Genomic DNA, 15,332 nt, shown 5'->3' on the forward strand with positions numbered 1-15,332 from the left:
GCCGGTCCGGGCGGGGAACGCGACTACCGTGGCGGGCATGAGCAACACCGAGGCCGCCCCCACCGAGCTCGCCTGCGGCGACCGGCCCGCGACCGCCGACCCCGAGCACCCGGCCGTCGAGATCCTCACCCCGCGTGAGGTGCCCCTGGGCGGCCCGCGGGCGATGCGGGTCCGGCGGACGCTCCCCCAGCGGTCCCGGTCGCTGATCGGCGCCTGGTGCTTCGCCGACCACTACGGCCCGACCGAGATCACCGGCGCGATGGACGTCGCCCCGCACCCGCACACCGGCCTGCAGACGGTGAGCTGGCTGTTCGCGGGCGAGATCGAGCACCGCGACAGCCTGGGCACGCACGCGATGGTCCGCCCCGGCGAGCTGAACCTGATGACCGGCGGGCACGGCATCTGCCATTCGGAAGTCTCGACCGAAACCGCGAAGACGCTGCACGGCGTCCAGCTCTGGGTGGCACTGCCCGAGCGGCACCGGCACACGGCACGCGCTTTCGACCACTACGTGCCGTCGGTGAACCGGATCGAGGGCGCCGAGATCCGGGTGTTCCTCGGGTCGCTGGCCGGGCGCACGTCCCCGATCCCGACGTTCACCCCGCTCCTCGGCGCGGAGATCGTGCTCGGTCCGGACGCCCACATGTCGCTCGGCGTCGACCCGCGCTTCGAGCACGGCGTCCTGGCGGACACGGGCGACGTCGTCGTCGCGGGCACCCGCGTCCGCGCGGCCGAGCTGGGCTACGTCGGCACCGGCGTGCGCTCCCTGACGCTGAGCAACCGGGGCTCGGCGCCGGCCCGGTTCCTCCTGCTGGGCGGGACCCCGTTCGACGAGGAGATCCTGATGTGGTGGAACTTCGTCGGCCGGACCCACGAGGAGATCGCGGCGTTCCGCGAAGCGTGGCAGGCGGAGTCCGACCAGTTCGGCGCCGTCACGGGCTACTCGGGCACCCCGCGGCGGCTGCCGGCGCCCGAGCTGCCGGCGGTCCGCATCAAACCGCGCCGGAACCCGGCGTCAGGCCAGGAAGCCGGCCACGGCTGAGACGAACGCGGGCGCGTCGTCCAGCCAGGGGTAGTGCGCGGCACCGGGCAGGACGGTGACCCGCGCGTCCGGGAAGAGCGCGGCGAACCCGGCGGCAACGCCCGGGCTGGCGATCCAGTCCAGCTCACCGGCCAGCACCAGCACGGGAGCGTCGACGGCACCGAGCGCGGCCCGGGTGCGCTCGGGTTCGAAGGCACCCTCGGCGTTGTAGACGCGCGCGGCGGCACCGTTGCGCTGCCCGGGTTCGGCGGCCTGGTGCCGCCGGGCGGCCTCGTCCCAGCGGCCGTAGTACAACGGGGCCACGGCGGCCCAGTCCGCGCTGGTCGCGGTCCGGGTGGCGATGGCCTCATAAGCCGCGGCGGCGGCATCGAACCAGGGCGCACCGGACCGCCGGGCCATGATCCGCCGCCGTTCGGCGACGGGCAGCTGCAAGCCGACGGCCCGCGGACTCGGCGCGACGAGCGCGAGGCGGCGCAGCCGCCCGGGATACCGAGCGGCGTAGAGGGTGGCAAGGCTCGCCCCGGCCGAATGCCCGAGCAGGTCGAACCGTTCGAGGCCGAGGTGCTTGCGCAGCGCTTCGACGTCCTCGACCTGCCGATCGCACCGGTAGGTCGAGGGATCACCGGGTGTCCCGGAGTCCCCGGTCCCCCGGCAGTCCAGCACGGCCAGCTGCCGCCGTTCGCCGAGTCCTCCGAGATCCCCCAGATAGGCCCCGGCCCGCATCGGCCCGCCGGGCAGGCAGACGACAGGCTCACCGCGGGAACCGCGGAGGCGAAAGGCCAGCGCGGTCCCGTCCGGCGCGGAGAAGATCGGCATCCCCGACCCTGACACCCCCGAGCCGACCCGGGCAACCCTCACCGGCCAACCCGTCGGCCCCCTCCGGACCGGGTCCGGGCTTTCCCTGCGCGCCGCGCGAGCGACCCCTTGCCCGCACCTGCCCAGCGCACCTCACGAACAGCCCCACCCACACCGACGCCGCACCTGCCGAGCAACCTTCGCGCGAACCAATCCACGCCGGCCCAGCGCAGCCCCGCGAGCACCTCGCCCCCAGCACCAGGCACGCGACCCGCATCCCACCGGACCCCCGCGCGGCGGGGCCCCACCACGCGAAGCCCCGAGCCGCCCGTCCTCACCGCTGCCGCGCGAGATAAGCCTCCAGCGTCGCCAGCCGATGCCCTCGCGCGAACCGCTCGACCTCCGCCGGATCGCCGCCGCCCTCGATCAGTGCCAGCAGCCGCTCGTGCTCCTCGACCGACGCCGGTGCCCGCCCCGGCACGGACGCGAACGTGCTGTCGCGAACCGCCGCCAGCCGGGTCCAGCAGCGCTGCACCAGGTCGACCAGGTTCGGGTTCGGGCAGGCGCTGAACAGCACCTCGTGGAACTCCGCGTTCAGCGCCGTGAACGCGAGCGGGTCGAACTCGGCGAGGCTCCGGCGCATCCGCTCGTTCAGCGAGCGGGCGTGCGCCAGCGTCTCCGGCGTGAGCAGTGGCGCGGCGAGCCCGGTGGCCGCGCCTTCGACGATCGCCACCGTCTCCATCGCGTGCCGGTACTCCGTGGGGTCGATGGCCACCACCCGGGCACCGACGTTCCGCTCGAACTGGATCAGCTCCTCGGCCTCGAGCCGGCGCAGGGCCTCGCGGACCGGCACCGCGCTGACGTCGAGTTCGCGCCCGATCCGGTCGAGCACGAGCCGGTACCCAGGCCCGTAGCGGCCGTCGATGATCCGCGCTTTGATCGTCTCGTAGGCCAGCTGGGACTTCGTGACCGGTCTTCCCGAGGACGCGCTGATCATGTAGGAAACCATATATGGTCCTGCCGACGGACGACGCCCAGGAGGCCGTGCCGATGCCGATTCCCCCGCCCGCCCCCACCGCGGCCGACCTGATCGTCGACGGGCTGCGGGCCCACGGTGTCGACACCGTCTTCGGCCTGCCCGGCGTGCAGACCTACGACCTGTTCGACAGCCTGGCCCGCGCGCGCGACCACATCCGGGTGATCGGCGCCCGGCACGAGCAGACCGCGGCCTACATGGCGTTCGGGTACGCCCAGGCGACCGGCCGCACCGGCGTCTACACCGTGGTGCCCGGCCCCGGGGTCCTCAACGCCTCGGCCGCGATGCTCTCGGCCCACGGGGCCAGTGCGCCGGTGCTGTGCCTGACCAGCGAAATCCCGCGCGCGTACCTCGGCCGCGGGCTCGGGCACCTGCACGAGATGCCCGACCAGCTCGCCACCCTGCGCACCCTCACCAAGTGGTCGGCGCTGGTCGAGCACCCGGCCGACGTCCCGGACGCGCTGGCGACCGCCTTCCGCGAAGCCGCGGGCGGGCGGCCGAGGCCGGTTTCCCTGGCGGTGCCCTGGGACGTGCTGGGCCTGCGCGCGCCCGCCGAGGTGGCCGGCCCCCTGCCGCTGCCCCGCCCGGCCGTCGACCCGGTCGCGGTGGAGCGAGCCGCGGACCTCCTCGCGGGCGCGAAGAACCCGATGATCATGGTGGGCGGCGGGGCCCGGCACGCGGCCACCGAGATCCGGGCGCTGGCCGAGCGGCTGCAGGCGCCGGTGGTGCCGTTCCGCGGCGGACGCGGCATCGTCGGCGACGACCACCCGCTCGGCTTCACCTGCGTCTCCGGTTTCGAGCGGTGGGCGGAGACCGACGTGGTGGTCGGCATCGGGTCGCGGATGGAGCTGTCGTGGTTCCGCTGGCCGGACAAGCCCGCGGGCCTGAAGACGATCCTGCTCGACATCGACCCGAGGCAGGCGACCCGGCTCGAAGCGGACGTCGCGATCGTCGCCGACGCGGCCGGCTCCACCGCGGCCCTCACCGAAGCGGCCGGTCCACAGAGGACGGACCGGACAGCGGAGTTCGTGGCCCTGAAGGCAACCGTGGCCGAGCGGTTCACCGACGTCGGCCCCGAGCTGGAGTACCTGCGGGCGATCCGGGACGTGCTGCCCCGCGACGGCTTCTTCGTCGAAGAGATCTGCCAGGTGGGCTTCGCGTCCTACTTCGGGTTCGAGGTCTACTCGCCTCGCACCTTCGTCACGTGCGGCCACCAGGGCACGCTCGGGTTCGGCTACCCGACGGCGCTCGGCGTGCAGGCGGCCTTCCCCGGCCGCCCGGTGGTTTCGGTGGCCGGGGACGGCGGCTTCATGTTCGCCGCGCAGGAGCTGGCCACGGCCGTCCAGTACGGGCTCAACGTGGTGGCGGTCGTGTTCGACAACGGCTACTACGGCAACGTCCACCTCGACCAGGAGCGGCTGTTCGAGGGCCGGGCGCTGGGCGGGCGGCTGCGGAACCCGGACTTCGCCCGGCTCGCCGAGACGTTCGGCGCGCTCGGCCTGACCGCGCGCACCCCGGACGACCTGCGCGGCGCGCTGGACAAGGCGTTCGCCGCGGGGCGGCCGGCGCTCGTGCACGTGCCGTGCGAGCTGGGTGCGGGCGCCTCGCCGTGGAAGTACCTGATGCCGAGGTCGGACCGCAGCTAGCCGGCGGCCACGCGCTCGAGCGCGGCGAACACGCGGTCGACGTCGGCCGCGGTCGTCTGCCAGTTGCTGAAGGCCGCGCGCAGCGCCGGGCGGCCTTCGTACACCGTCGGGGTCAGGAACGTCGCCCCGTCCTCGGCGATCGCACGCACGAGAGCATCGATGTCACGCTCGGCGGCCGGGGCGAAGCACACGACGTTGAGCCGCACCGGCGCGAGCAGCCGCCAGCGGGGCGAGCCGTCGAGCCGCGCGCCGAGGTTCCGGGCGAGCGACACGCAGCGCTCGACGATCTCGCGGTGCCCGTCCCGGCCGTAGGCCACGAGCGAGAACCAGGCCGGGAGGGCGCGCAGCCGCCGGGAGTTCTCCGGCGTGAGGTGCAGGAAGTCCGGGATTTCGCCGATCTCGCCCAGGTAGGCCGCGTTGTTGCTGAAGACGCGCAGCTGCAGGTCGCGGTGGCGGGTGAACTGGACGGCGGAGTCGTAGGGCACGTTGAGCCACTTGTGCAGGTCGATCACCACCGAGTCGGCCTGGTCGAGGCCCGCGGTCAGCGCCGCGTGCTCCGGCGAGAGGGCGGCGAACCCGCCGAACGCGGCGTCGACGTGCAGCCAGAAGTCGTACCGCTGCTTGAGCGCGGCGATCGCAAGCAGGTCGTCGAAGTCGACGGTGTTCACGGTGCCCGCGTTCGCGACGACGACGGCCGGCCCGTCGAGCGCTTCGAGCGCCTCGGCCAGCTTGGCGACATCGACGGCTTCGCGTCCCGGCAGCACCGGCACCTTCCGCAGCGCCGACCGGCCCATCCCGAGGAACGACAACGCCTTCAGGATGCTCGAGTGCGGCGAGCCGGACAGCACGGTGACCGGGCCGAGCGCGGCGGCGCCGTCGTCGGACACCGCCACCCCGGCGCGCTCGCCGAGCCATTCGCGGGCGATGGCGAGGCCGGTGACCGTGGACATCGTGGCGCCGGTGACGAACGCGCCGGAGAACTCCGCGCCGAGCCCGAACAGCTCGGCCAGCCAGCCGACGGTCTCGCGCTCCAGGTCCTGGGCCGAGGAGTCCATGCCGCCGGCGGGATTCTGGTCGTAGGTGGCGGTGAGCCAGTCCCCGGCCAGCGAAGCCGGGGTGGCACCCCCGGTGACGAACCCGAGGTACCGGGGCCCGGCGCTGCCCGCGAAGCCGGCTTCCCAGCGCTGCGTGAACTCCTCCAGCGCGCCCCGGCCCCCGATACCTCCGAGCGGCAGCGGCGCCCGGGCCGGCTCGCCGGGCGGAACGGCGGCGGGCCGTTCGGCCAGCCCGGCCAGGGCTTCACCGGCGACTTTCCGCGCGGCGTCCAGCAGTTCGGTCAGGGACTTCAGGTCTTCGGCAAGCCTCGGATGCACCCCACCGACGCTAGGCCCCACGACCGGCGCTGTCGCGGTCCAATCCCCCGAAACTGGCCCGCCGACCACCGTGTCGACCCACACGCGAGTCGCCCCTCAAATCACGTGTGATGCCCCTCCAATCACGAGTGATGCCCGCCCAGACACGCAAGATGCCGTCCCAAGCACGCGAACCGACCCTCCAGGCACACGAACCGACTGTCCAGGCACGCCAGCCGACCGTCCGGGCACGCCGACCGACTGTCCGGGTGCACCAGCCGACCGTTCAAGCTCCCGGCCGACCGCCCGGATGACCCCGAGCCGGGGCCGGTCAGCGGCGTCGAAGCCGCCGGACCCGGGCCTCCGCCGGATCGAACGCCACCCGCCGCAACGGTGCCAGCAACAGCAGCACCACCGCCATCGCCGACAACGCCGCGAGCACCATCGCGGCGACGAACTGGGCCGCACCCGACGTCGCCGTCCCGAGGACCAGGTAGCCCGCCAGTACCAGCGCGACCGGCACCAGCAGGCCGCAGAGCACCGGCAGCGGCGGCACCCGGTCACCGTCGGGGCGGCGGGCGGACACCACCGCCGCCCCGGCGCAGGTGACCGCGGCGACCAGGAGACAGCCGCCGACGGTGTCGCTCAACCGGTGCCAGCCCAGCGCCACGGCCGCGGCCGAGACCCAGGCGACGCCGATCCCGCCGGCCACCAGGGCCTGCGGGCGGAAGCGGCGCGGCAGGACGATCGCGAGCGCCACCAGCACGGCCATCGCCGCGCTGACGTGCCCGCTGGGAAAGCTGTTGTGGCTCGCGACGCCGAACCGGTCGCCCGTGCTCGGGCGGTCCAGGACGTACAGCTTGAGCAGCTGCGCCACCATCAGCGGCGCGGCGAGCATCAGCAGGGCCGTCACGCCGAGCGCGAACCGGCGCCGCGCCAGGGCGATCACCACCAGCAGCACCGCGACGCCGCCGAGCACGACCACCAAGTCGCTGTCGCGCAGCGGGTTCGCCCACTCCACCGTCGTCCCCGCGGACTGGGCGCTGCGGACGACGCCGTTCTCGACGCCGCGCCCGGCTTCAGTGCGGACGAAGAGCAGGTAGGCCGCGACGAAGGCGAGGGCGAACCCGGCCGCGCTCGCCGCGAGCACGGCGGTGCGGGACACGGCCCGGGTCACGAGCGCGTGGCGGCCGGCCGGCGGGGTGGCGGGGCGTACCTCGGAGATGATCACTGCCATGTCTCCGAGTCTGGCTGCGGCATTTCGAGATCCCGTCAGGGCGATGTCATGGTTTTGCTACAAGATCCGCCCGGGTCGCCACGACGTGCGCTTTTCCGAATAATGGCGCCGTGGCCGAGGTACTGGTGGTAGAGGACGACGCGGCGGTACGGGAAGGACTGCAACTGGCCCTGCGCCGGCAGGGACACGTGGTGCACACCGCGGAGTCGGGTGAGCTCGGCATCGAGGTGCTCGTGCACCAGCACCCCGACATCGTGGTGCTCGACCTCATGCTGCCCGGCATGGACGGCTTCGAGACGTGCCGCCGGATGCGCGCGTCGGGACCGATCCCGATCATCATGCTCACCGCGCGCAGCGACGACTTCGACGTCGTGGCCGGGCTCGAAGCGGGCGCGGACGACTACGTCGCCAAACCGGTCGAACCCCGGGTGCTGGACGCGCGGATCCGGGCCGTGCTGCGCCGGGCCGTCGCGGAGCGGCCGGACGAACCACCGCAGCCCGAGGAACGCCACGGCGACCTGGTCATCGACCGCGCCGCGCTCGAGGTGACCAAGCGCGGCGTCCCGGTTTCGCTGACCCCGACCGAGCTGAAGCTGTTGCTGGAGCTCTCGCGCACGCCCGGTCAGGTGTTCAGCCGTCAGCAGATCCTCTCCGCCGTCTGGGACCACGACTACCTCGGCGACTCGCGCCTCGTCGACGCGTGCGTGCAGCGGCTGCGCGCGAAGATCGAAGACGTGCCGGCGAAGCCCGAGCACGTGCAGACGGTCCGGGGGTTCGGCTACCGGTTCGGCCGGTCGTGATCCGGCAGGTCCGCTCTTGGCTCGCCGGGCTGAGGCCCCGGCTGGTCGCCGCCTTCGCGGTCATCATGATCCTCGGCGCCACCGCCGCGGCCGGCGCGAGCTACGTCTCCGCGCGCAACGCCATCCTCAAGGGCATCCAGGACCAGACGATGCTCAAGCTGCGCGACCAGATCGTCGCTTACCTGCCGACCGTGTCGCTGCCGCCGTCCCAGGCCACGCTCGACGCGTTCGCCTCCGCGCTCAAGCCCAGCGGCGCCCTCGTCGTCTACCACGACATGTACTCGTCTTCGGGCATGCCACCGGACCAGGTGCCCGCCGACCTGCGCCAGGCCGTGGCGACCAGCACGTACACGCAGTTCCAGCGGGTCGACGCCCACGGGTTCCCGCAGTTTTACGTGGGGATCCCGGTGCAGACCGGCTCGGGCACGACGACCGGCCTCGAGGTCTATGCGGGCACGTCGCTGGACCAGCAGCAGGCCGCGATCGACGAACTGGCCCGCCAGGCCTGGCTGGTCTCCGCGCTCGCGCTGCCGTTCGCGGTGGGGGTGGCCTTGCTGGCCGCGCGGCAGGTGCTGCGGCCGGTCCGCGCGCTCAACACCGCGGCCGACCAGCTCGGCCGGGGCCGGCTCGACGTGCGGCTGCGCGTCAAGGGCGCAGACGAGCTCGCGCAGCTCGTCACGACGTTCAACCACACCGCGGCGGAGCTGGAGCGCACGGTCGGCACGCTGCGCGCGATGGAGGCCGACGCGCGGCGGTTCGTCGCCGACGTCTCCCACGAGCTGCGGACGCCGCTGGCGGCGATGAACGCCGTCACCGACGTCCTCGACGAGGACGCCGGCCAGCTGCCGGCGGACACCGCGGTCGCCGCGCGGCTGGTGTCGGCGGAGACGAAGCGGCTGACCCGGCTGGTGCAGGACCTGATCGAGATCTCGCGGTTCGACGCCGGCCGGGCCGAGCTGCGGCGGGAGGCGCTGGACGTCGCCGCCGCCGTCACCGACAGCCTCGCCGCGCGCGGCTGGGAGATCGGTTCCGAAAACGCCGATCTGGTCGCCGACCTGCCGGCCGGGATCACGGCCGCGCTCGACCGGCGGCGGCTGGACATCGTCGTGGCGAACCTCGTCGGCAACGCGCTGCGGCACGGCGCGCCCCCGGTCGAGGTGGTGCTGCGGGCGGAGGTCGGCGACGTCGTGCTGACCGTCACCGACCACGGGCCGGGCATCGCCGACGAGGTGCTGCCCCGGGTCTTCGACCGCTTCGCCAAGGCGGACACGGCCCGGGCGCGGTCGGAGGGCAGCGGGCTCGGCCTGTCCATCGCACGCGAGAACGCGCGGTTGCACGGCGGCGACATCGTCGCGGCCAACACCGGCACGGGCGCTCGCTTCGAGCTGCGCCTGCCCCGGGCGGCCGGCTCCGGGGAGGCGCGGTGAAGAAGCTCCTGGTCCTGGTGGTGCTGCTGGTGGTGAGCGCATGCGGCATCAAACCGACGGGCGTCGTCCCGGCCGGGCCGGCGCCGACGCTGCGGAGCCCGGGCGTCAGCGGGCGCGGCGCCGACGTGATCCTCTACTTCGTCATCGGCGGGCGGGTGGCCCCGGTGTCGCGGTCGACCGGCACCGTGGGCGTCGAGAACGCCCTTTCGCTGCTGCTGGCCGGGCCGACCACCGACGAGACGGACGACGGCTACGTCACGGACCTCCCGCGCCGGTCCGGACCGATCGTCCTGTCCCCCGGATCGCCGCCGGCGATCACGGTCCCGTTCCCGCTGAAGCCGATCAGCGGCGCCGGGATCAACCAGCTGGTCTGCACCGCGTTCGCGGCGCTGGCGGCGCAGGGCGGCTACTCGACCGACGGCGTCATTTCGCTCTCCGGGACGGACGTCCGGCTGCCGTACCAGGCGTGCCAGGCGTTCTGACCGGCCTGTCTACTGTGGACTGCGCGCCACCCCGGAAAGATCAGCCACCTCGGACCAGGCGTCGGCCCGGTCAAGCTCCGGGATACGGCCGGGCCGTTCGGGCCTCCGCCAGCGACCGGGCCCACCAGCTCAGCTGGTCGAGCATCGCCTTCGCCGCGACCGCCGCGGCCTCGTCCGTCGGCTGCCCGTCCGCGCCGAAGCGGGCGTGGGCGCCGTGGAAGCTGACCGTCTCGCGGATCGTCACGGCGTGGAGCTCGGCGAAGACCGCCCTCAGGTGCTCGACCGCGCGCAGGCCGCCCGACATCCCGCCGTAGGAGACGAAGGCGACGGGCTTGGCCGTCCACTCCGTGCGGTGCCAGTCGATCGCGTTCTTCAGCGACGCCGGATAACTGTGGTTGTACTCCGGGGTGACCACGACGAACGCGTCGGCCGCTTCGAGCCGCGGCTGCACCTTCGCGACCTCGGCCACGACCGACGCGGTCGGCACCGCGCCGAACGCCGGCAGCACCATCGGGAGGCCGGTCTCGGCGAGGTCGACGACGTCGGCCTCGAACCCGCCGTGGTCGCCCGCGACGCCGGCCAGCCAGTCCGCCACCACCGGCCCGAACCGTCCTTCCCGGACACTTCCCACGATCACCGCGACCCGCACGGGAGCTTCGGACACAGATCCTCCTTGGCACAGCGGCGTTGTTGCCGTCCGGCCCAGGATCGAACCTCAAGCTCGCTTGAAGTCAAGTGCGCGGCTGTGGTTGGCTGGAAAGCATGGTGAACGCCCCAGCCCGGACGCTGCCCGACCTCACCGTCGGCGAACTCTCCCGGCGCAGCGGGGTTCCCGCGTCGGCCCTGCGGTTCTACGAAGACGAAGGCCTCATCCGGAGCCGCCGCACCGCGGGCAACCAGCGCCGCTACTGCCGGGACGCGCTGCGGCGGGTGACCTTCATCCGGATGTCCCAGCGGGTCGGGATGCCGCTGTCGGCGATCCGGGAGGTGCTCGCCCTGCTGCCCGACGACCGCACGCCGACGCGGGCCGACTGGGCGAGGATCTCGCAGTGCTGGCAGGAGGACCTGAACGCACGGATCCGGCAGATGGAACAGCTGCGCGACCAGCTCACCGACTGCATCGGCTGCGGCTGCATGTCCCTGGCCAAGTGCCGGCTCGCCAATCCGGGCGATCGGCTCGGCGTCGACGGACCCGGGCCGCGGCGGCTGGCCGACCACCGCGGCGAGGGCTACGAAGACTAGCGGCGCTCCAGCACACCGCGGACGAACATCGCCTGGCCGGCGTGCTGGATGTCGTCGTCGAGGACGCTGACGAGCCGCACACCCAGGGTCACCGGCGGGTCCCAGGCCTCGTCGACGATCCGGTCGAGCGCCTGCCCGTCCAGACCCCCGAGGAACCGGACCGTCTGCTCGTGGACGGCGTCGTAGTACCCGGTGAGCAGGTCGGGCTCGTCGACCCGGACCGCTTCGACGTCGGCCGGGCGGTGCCCGTAGCCGGTGTCGCCCGCCGGGAACGGGAGACCGAACCGCGAAAGCCAGTCCTGGCCGGTCCACACCTGCTCGGTCCCGGCCACGTCGGCGACGTGGTCGTCCTGGACCCGGGTCAGGTGCCACACCAGCCAGGCGATCGAGTTGCCCCCGTCGTCCAGCCGGGTCCGGAGCTGCTCGGCGGTGAGCCCTTCCACCGCCGCGTGCACGTTCTCCCGGACCCGGCCGAACCCGTCGACCAGCAGATCGGCCACGTTCATCGACTGCCTCCCGTTGCTGAACCCGTTCACCGGCGTGCTACCCGATCATGCCCGCCGGCAAACGGATCCGGCTAGCGCGGCAGCAGCTGGTCGAAGAACGAGCGGTAGCGGCGCAGCGCGATCCGCAGTTCCTCGGTGGCCGGTTCACCCTGCCGCCACTGGCCTTCGAGCTCGCTCTTGTGCTCGGCGAACGTGGTGGCGAGGGCGCTGATCACGGCCGCGACCAGCTCGTCGGCCTGGTGCACCGCCTGCTTCGGGTCGTCGACGAAGCCGGTCTGCACGTTCTGCCAGCGGTCCCGGAAGCCGGTGATCTTCTCCTCGTCGATCAGCGGCGGGGCCTCGATGTCACCGCCCGATTCCGCGGGCCTGGTGTCCCGGTCCGCCTCGGTGCCGGTGTCCGTGTCCGTACGGGAGCCGGCGGGCTGGGCGGACGCCGAAGCCAGGTCGGCGGTGCTCAGGCTGTGGTCGCCCCCGTCGGTGCGGCTCTCGTCGGTGCGGCTCTCGTCGTCGTAGCTCTCCCCGGCGGCGGGTTCCCGGAAGTCGGCGCTCTCCGCGCCGGGGACTCCGGTGCCGTCCGGCTGGCGGACGTCCTCACGCCCGGTGAAGTCGTCGTCGTGTTCGGCGCTGTGCCGGGTCAGGTGCTCGGTCATGGTCAGCGTCCTCCGTTCCACTCGGTCCGCGGCTGTGCGGACGCCTGGCGTTCGTGCTGTCCGGTCTCGTGGACCTCGCGCCCGTCACCGTCGCGGGCTTCGGTCTCGCCGCGGTCGGCGCGGTCACGGTCGTGCCCGTTGCGGTCGTGCCCGTTGCGACGGTCGTGGTGGTCGTCGTCCGCGCCGTCGGTCAGCAGGTCCTCGAAGACGGTGCGGTAGCGGACCATCGCGTCGCGAAGGTCCTCAGTGGACGCTCCGTCGCTCTTCTGCTGCGTGGTGTGCGCGGCGCGGTAGTGCTCGAGCGTCTTGGCGTGCCGCACGGAAAGATCGGACAGCTGCTGCTCGTACCCCTCGGTGGGGTAGCCGCGTTCGCCCATCAGCGCCACGAGGAGCCGGTCCGCGTCGGCGACCGCGGTGGTCGGCTCGTCGACGAACTTTTCCTGCACCTGCGCCCATTCGCGGGCGTAGCGTTCACGCGCCGACGCCGACAGCGGGCGGATGTCGAGTTCCTTGTGCCGGCGCTCGCGCTCGGCGAGTTCTCGTTGCGCGGCACGCGGGTTGTCGCTCTCCTCGACCGTCCGGTCGTACTCCGGGCCGAACCGCTGCTGCAGGCGCTTTCGCTGCATCTCTTGCGTCACAAGCCAAATCACGGCGCCGAGCACCGCGACGGCCACGACGACGATCACGACGATCAGCCATGTGGGCATTGCCAAAACACTCCTTCACGGATGTCGCCCCCGACGCGTCCGGAGTTCCCGCGCACCGGTGCCCGAAAACTGCCTTCGCCCGCGATTCGGCCGACCGGCGGCGCGGATACGGCCGGATGCCGACGACCACAGCGGATGTAACGACGATAACACCGGATGACTAGCGCTGTTACCATCGAGGTGCTATCATCGGTAACAGAACGACGTAAGCGGTGCTACCACCACCGCCCTGACCGGAAGAAGGAACCATGAACACCACCGAACCCCGCGTCGCGATCGTCACCGGCGGCTCCCGCGGCATCGGCCGCCAGGTCGCCGAGCGCCTGGCCGCCGACGGCATGGCGGTCGTCGTCAACTACGCCGGCAACGAGCAGGAGGCCCAGGCCGTCGTCGACGCCATCACCGAGCGGGGCGGCCGGGCGATCGCCGTCCGCGCCGACGTGGGCGACCCGGCCGCGGTCGCGGAGCTGTTCGACACCGCGGAGACCACGTTCGGCGGCGTAGACGTCGTCGCCCACCTCGCCGGCGTCATGAACGCGCCGACGCCGATCGCCGACACCGACTTCGAGGTCCTCGACCGCGTGCACCGCACCAACATCCGCGGCACGTTCGCGGTGGCCCAGCAGGCCGCGAAGCGGGTGCGCGACGGCGGCGCGGTGATCACCACCTCGACGTCGGTGCTCGGGCTGAACCTGCCCGGCTACGGCATCTACAACGCGACCAAGGGCGCGGTCGAGGCGATCACCATGATCCTGGCGCGCGAGCTGCGCGGCCGCGACATCACCGTCAACACCGTCGCCCCCGGGCCGACCGCGACCGCGCTGTTCCTCGACGGCAAGGACGAGGCGACCATCCAGCGGATGGCCCAGCAGCCGCCGCTCGAGCGGCTCGGCAAGCCCGAGGACATCGCCGAGGTCGTCGCGTTCCTCGCCGGACCGGCCCGCTGGGTCAACGGCCAGGTGCTGCGCGCCAACGGCGGCATCGTCTGAGCACCCCTCCGACCACCAAGGAGCGAACCATGATCATCGTCGTCACCGGCGCCTCCAGCGGGATCGGCGCCCTCTCCGCCCGGGCCCTGGCCCGGGCCGGGCACACCGTCTACGCGGGCATGCGCGACACCGGCGGCCGCGACGCGCCCCAGGTCGACGCGGCCGCCGCGTTCGCCCGTGAGCACGGCGCGGACCTGCGCACCGTCGAGCTCGACGTCTTCAGCCAGGAGTCGGCGGACGCCGCCATCGAGCGGATCGTCGCCGACCAGGGCCGACTGGACGTCGTCGTGCACAACGCCGGGCACATGGCGCTCGGCCCGGCCGAGGCGTTCACGCCCGGGCAGCTCGCCGAGTTGTACGACACGAACGCGATCGGCACCCAGCGCGTCAACCGCGCCGCCCTGCCCCATCTGCGCGCGCAACGCGACGGGCTGCTGGTGTGGGTGTCGAGCAGCAGCGTCCGCGGCGGCACGCCGCCCTACCTCGCGCCGTACTTCGCGGCGAAGGCGGCGATGGACAGCCTCGCCGTCTCCTACGCCGCCGAAGTGGCCCGGTTCGGCATCGACACCACGATCGTCGTGCCCGGCGCGTTCACCTCCGGGACCAACCACTTCCCCCACGCCGGGCATCCGGCCGACCGGGCCGTCGAAGCCGCCTACGAAGAGCGCTACGCCGGCCTGAGCGAGCACGTCGGGCGGAAGCTGGCCGAAATCACCCCGTCCGGCGCGGACGTCGCGAAGGTCGCCGAAGAGCTGGCGCGCGTGGTCGGCCTGCCCAAGGGCGAGCGGCCGTTCCGCGTCCACATCGATCCCGCCGACGACGGCGGGTGGCTGGTCGCGGAGGTCGGCGACCGGATCCGGAGCGAGTTCCTGCGCCGGATCGACCTGGGCGACCTGCTCAGCCCGTCGGCCGGCTGAACCGCGTGACGATCAGGTGGTCCTTCGCCGGGCCGCGGACCGCCCACTCCTGCCGCCAGCGGCCCGCGTCGAGCACGCGGTAGCTCCCGCGGTACAGGTCGGCGCGGCAGGGGTGGTCCGTTTCCCAGTGCCCGGTGCGCAGGTCGAGCGCGTGGAAGAACCCGCCGTGGTCGAAGTGCACGTCGGCGCGGCCCGGCGCGGTGGGCCGGTAGTGCAGCGTGCGGGTCACCGGGCCGGTGTACGCGCCGAGCCGCATCTCGCCGGCTTCGCGGTAGACGAGGACGCCGTCCTCCTCGGTGAAGGTGGCCGTACCGGTCACGTCACCCGCCGGCTCACCGCCGGCGGTGAGGATTTCGCGGTCGAGCCGCCACCCGCCGGCGAAATGCGCGGCCAGGTCGGGAACCGGGAAGTGCTCGTCCATCGCGACCAGTGTGTCATCCGGCCGCCGGAGCGCCGCGCCGGAGAGGGCGGCCGGAAGTTGTCGGACCCCGGCTCTAGACTCGG

At 73.1% G+C, this 15,332-nt stretch carries 17 protein-coding genes; 8 read left to right on the forward strand and 9 right to left on the reverse strand.

What is annotated here, in order from left to right:
- Positions 1-37 precede the first annotated feature (37 nt).
- Positions 38-1,042 carry a pirin family protein gene (locus ACZ4TR_RS15030; RefSeq protein ID WP_364511029.1) on the forward strand — a complete coding sequence of 335 codons (1,005 nt, stop codon included), beginning with the start codon at positions 38-40 and terminating at the stop codon, positions 1,040-1,042.
- Here ACZ4TR_RS15030 and ACZ4TR_RS15035 read toward each other — a convergent pair.
- Positions 1,016-1,858, reverse strand: coding sequence for an alpha/beta fold hydrolase (locus ACZ4TR_RS15035; RefSeq protein WP_465287583.1), 843 nt, complete (start codon positions 1,856-1,858; stop codon positions 1,016-1,018). The genes ACZ4TR_RS15030 and ACZ4TR_RS15035 overlap by 27 nt on opposite strands.
- Before the next feature lie 313 nt (positions 1,859-2,171).
- A complete protein-coding gene (locus ACZ4TR_RS15040) occupies positions 2,172-2,846 on the reverse strand; it encodes a GntR family transcriptional regulator (protein ID WP_465287584.1) in 675 nt (224 codons plus the stop codon).
- Positions 2,847-2,848: 2 nt separating this feature from the next.
- Here ACZ4TR_RS15040 and ACZ4TR_RS15045 point away from each other — a divergent pair, with 2 nt between their 5' ends.
- Complete coding sequence (locus ACZ4TR_RS15045; RefSeq protein WP_465287585.1) at positions 2,849-4,519, forward strand: thiamine pyrophosphate-dependent enzyme; 1,671 nt, start codon at positions 2,849-2,851, stop codon at positions 4,517-4,519.
- On the opposite strand, the gene ACZ4TR_RS15050 is transcribed toward ACZ4TR_RS15045, so the two are convergent.
- Positions 4,516-5,892 carry a pyridoxal phosphate-dependent decarboxylase family protein gene (locus ACZ4TR_RS15050; RefSeq protein ID WP_465287586.1) on the reverse strand — a complete coding sequence of 459 codons (1,377 nt, stop codon included), beginning with the start codon at positions 5,890-5,892 and terminating at the stop codon, positions 4,516-4,518. The genes ACZ4TR_RS15045 and ACZ4TR_RS15050 overlap by 4 nt on opposite strands.
- Before the next feature lie 310 nt (positions 5,893-6,202).
- Positions 6,203-7,108 (reverse strand): phosphatase PAP2 family protein, encoded by a 906-nt coding sequence (locus ACZ4TR_RS15055; RefSeq protein ID WP_465287587.1) that lies wholly within the window; start codon positions 7,106-7,108, stop codon positions 6,203-6,205.
- A gap of 110 nt (positions 7,109-7,218) precedes the next feature.
- On the opposite strand from ACZ4TR_RS15055, the gene ACZ4TR_RS15060 reads away from it, so the two are divergent.
- The 3 genes from ACZ4TR_RS15060 (at position 7,219) to ACZ4TR_RS15070 (ending at position 9,817) form a co-directional block, all read left to right on the forward strand.
- Positions 7,219-7,908 carry a response regulator gene (locus tag ACZ4TR_RS15060; RefSeq protein WP_465287588.1) on the forward strand — a complete coding sequence of 230 codons (690 nt, stop codon included), beginning with the start codon at positions 7,219-7,221 and terminating at the stop codon, positions 7,906-7,908.
- Positions 7,909-7,973: 65 nt separating this feature from the next.
- On the forward strand, positions 7,974-9,335 hold the full coding sequence (locus tag ACZ4TR_RS15065) for an ATP-binding protein (RefSeq protein ID WP_465288112.1): 1,362 nt from the start codon (positions 7,974-7,976) through the stop codon (positions 9,333-9,335).
- On the forward strand, positions 9,332-9,817 hold the full coding sequence (locus ACZ4TR_RS15070) for a hypothetical protein (RefSeq protein ID WP_465287589.1): 486 nt from the start codon (positions 9,332-9,334) through the stop codon (positions 9,815-9,817). Before ACZ4TR_RS15065 ends, ACZ4TR_RS15070 begins: the two co-directional genes overlap by 4 nt.
- Before the next feature lie 70 nt (positions 9,818-9,887).
- Here the strand turns inward: ACZ4TR_RS15070 and ACZ4TR_RS15075 are convergent, their stop codons facing one another.
- Positions 9,888-10,481: an NADPH-dependent FMN reductase gene (locus tag ACZ4TR_RS15075; protein WP_465287590.1), complete on the reverse strand. Its 594-nt coding sequence runs from the start codon at positions 10,479-10,481 to the stop codon at positions 9,888-9,890.
- A gap of 98 nt (positions 10,482-10,579) precedes the next feature.
- Between ACZ4TR_RS15075 and soxR the strand changes: the two genes are divergently transcribed.
- Entirely contained in the window at positions 10,580-11,059 is a 480-nt protein-coding gene (gene soxR / locus ACZ4TR_RS15080; RefSeq protein WP_465287591.1) for a redox-sensitive transcriptional activator SoxR, read from the forward strand.
- Here soxR and ACZ4TR_RS15085 read toward each other — a convergent pair.
- From ACZ4TR_RS15085 to ACZ4TR_RS15095, 3 genes are all read right to left on the reverse strand, one after another.
- Entirely contained in the window at positions 11,056-11,565 is a 510-nt protein-coding gene (locus ACZ4TR_RS15085; RefSeq protein WP_465287592.1) for a mycothiol transferase, read from the reverse strand. The two genes, soxR and ACZ4TR_RS15085, sit on opposite strands and share 4 nt — an antisense overlap.
- A 71-nt stretch (positions 11,566-11,636) precedes the next feature.
- On the reverse strand, positions 11,637-12,215 hold the full coding sequence (locus tag ACZ4TR_RS15090) for a hypothetical protein (RefSeq protein ID WP_465287593.1): 579 nt from the start codon (positions 12,213-12,215) through the stop codon (positions 11,637-11,639).
- Positions 12,216-12,217: 2 nt separating this feature from the next.
- Positions 12,218-12,922: a hypothetical protein gene (locus ACZ4TR_RS15095; protein ID WP_465287594.1), complete on the reverse strand. Its 705-nt coding sequence runs from the start codon at positions 12,920-12,922 to the stop codon at positions 12,218-12,220.
- 248 nt (positions 12,923-13,170) lie between these two features.
- On the opposite strand from ACZ4TR_RS15095, the gene ACZ4TR_RS15100 reads away from it, so the two are divergent.
- Positions 13,171-13,911, forward strand: a complete 741-nt coding sequence (locus ACZ4TR_RS15100; RefSeq protein ID WP_465287595.1) for an SDR family oxidoreductase — start codon at positions 13,171-13,173, stop codon at positions 13,909-13,911.
- A 29-nt stretch (positions 13,912-13,940) separates the two neighbouring features.
- Entirely contained in the window at positions 13,941-14,828 is an 888-nt protein-coding gene (locus ACZ4TR_RS15105) for an SDR family oxidoreductase (RefSeq protein WP_465287596.1), read from the forward strand.
- Here ACZ4TR_RS15105 and ACZ4TR_RS15110 read toward each other — a convergent pair.
- Positions 14,809-15,249 carry a DUF6314 family protein gene (locus tag ACZ4TR_RS15110; protein WP_465287597.1) on the reverse strand — a complete coding sequence of 147 codons (441 nt, stop codon included), beginning with the start codon at positions 15,247-15,249 and terminating at the stop codon, positions 14,809-14,811. The genes ACZ4TR_RS15105 and ACZ4TR_RS15110 overlap by 20 nt on opposite strands.
- Between the last annotated feature and the right edge of the window lie 83 nt (positions 15,250-15,332).

Source organism: Amycolatopsis sp. NPDC028719, assembly GCF_055565395.1.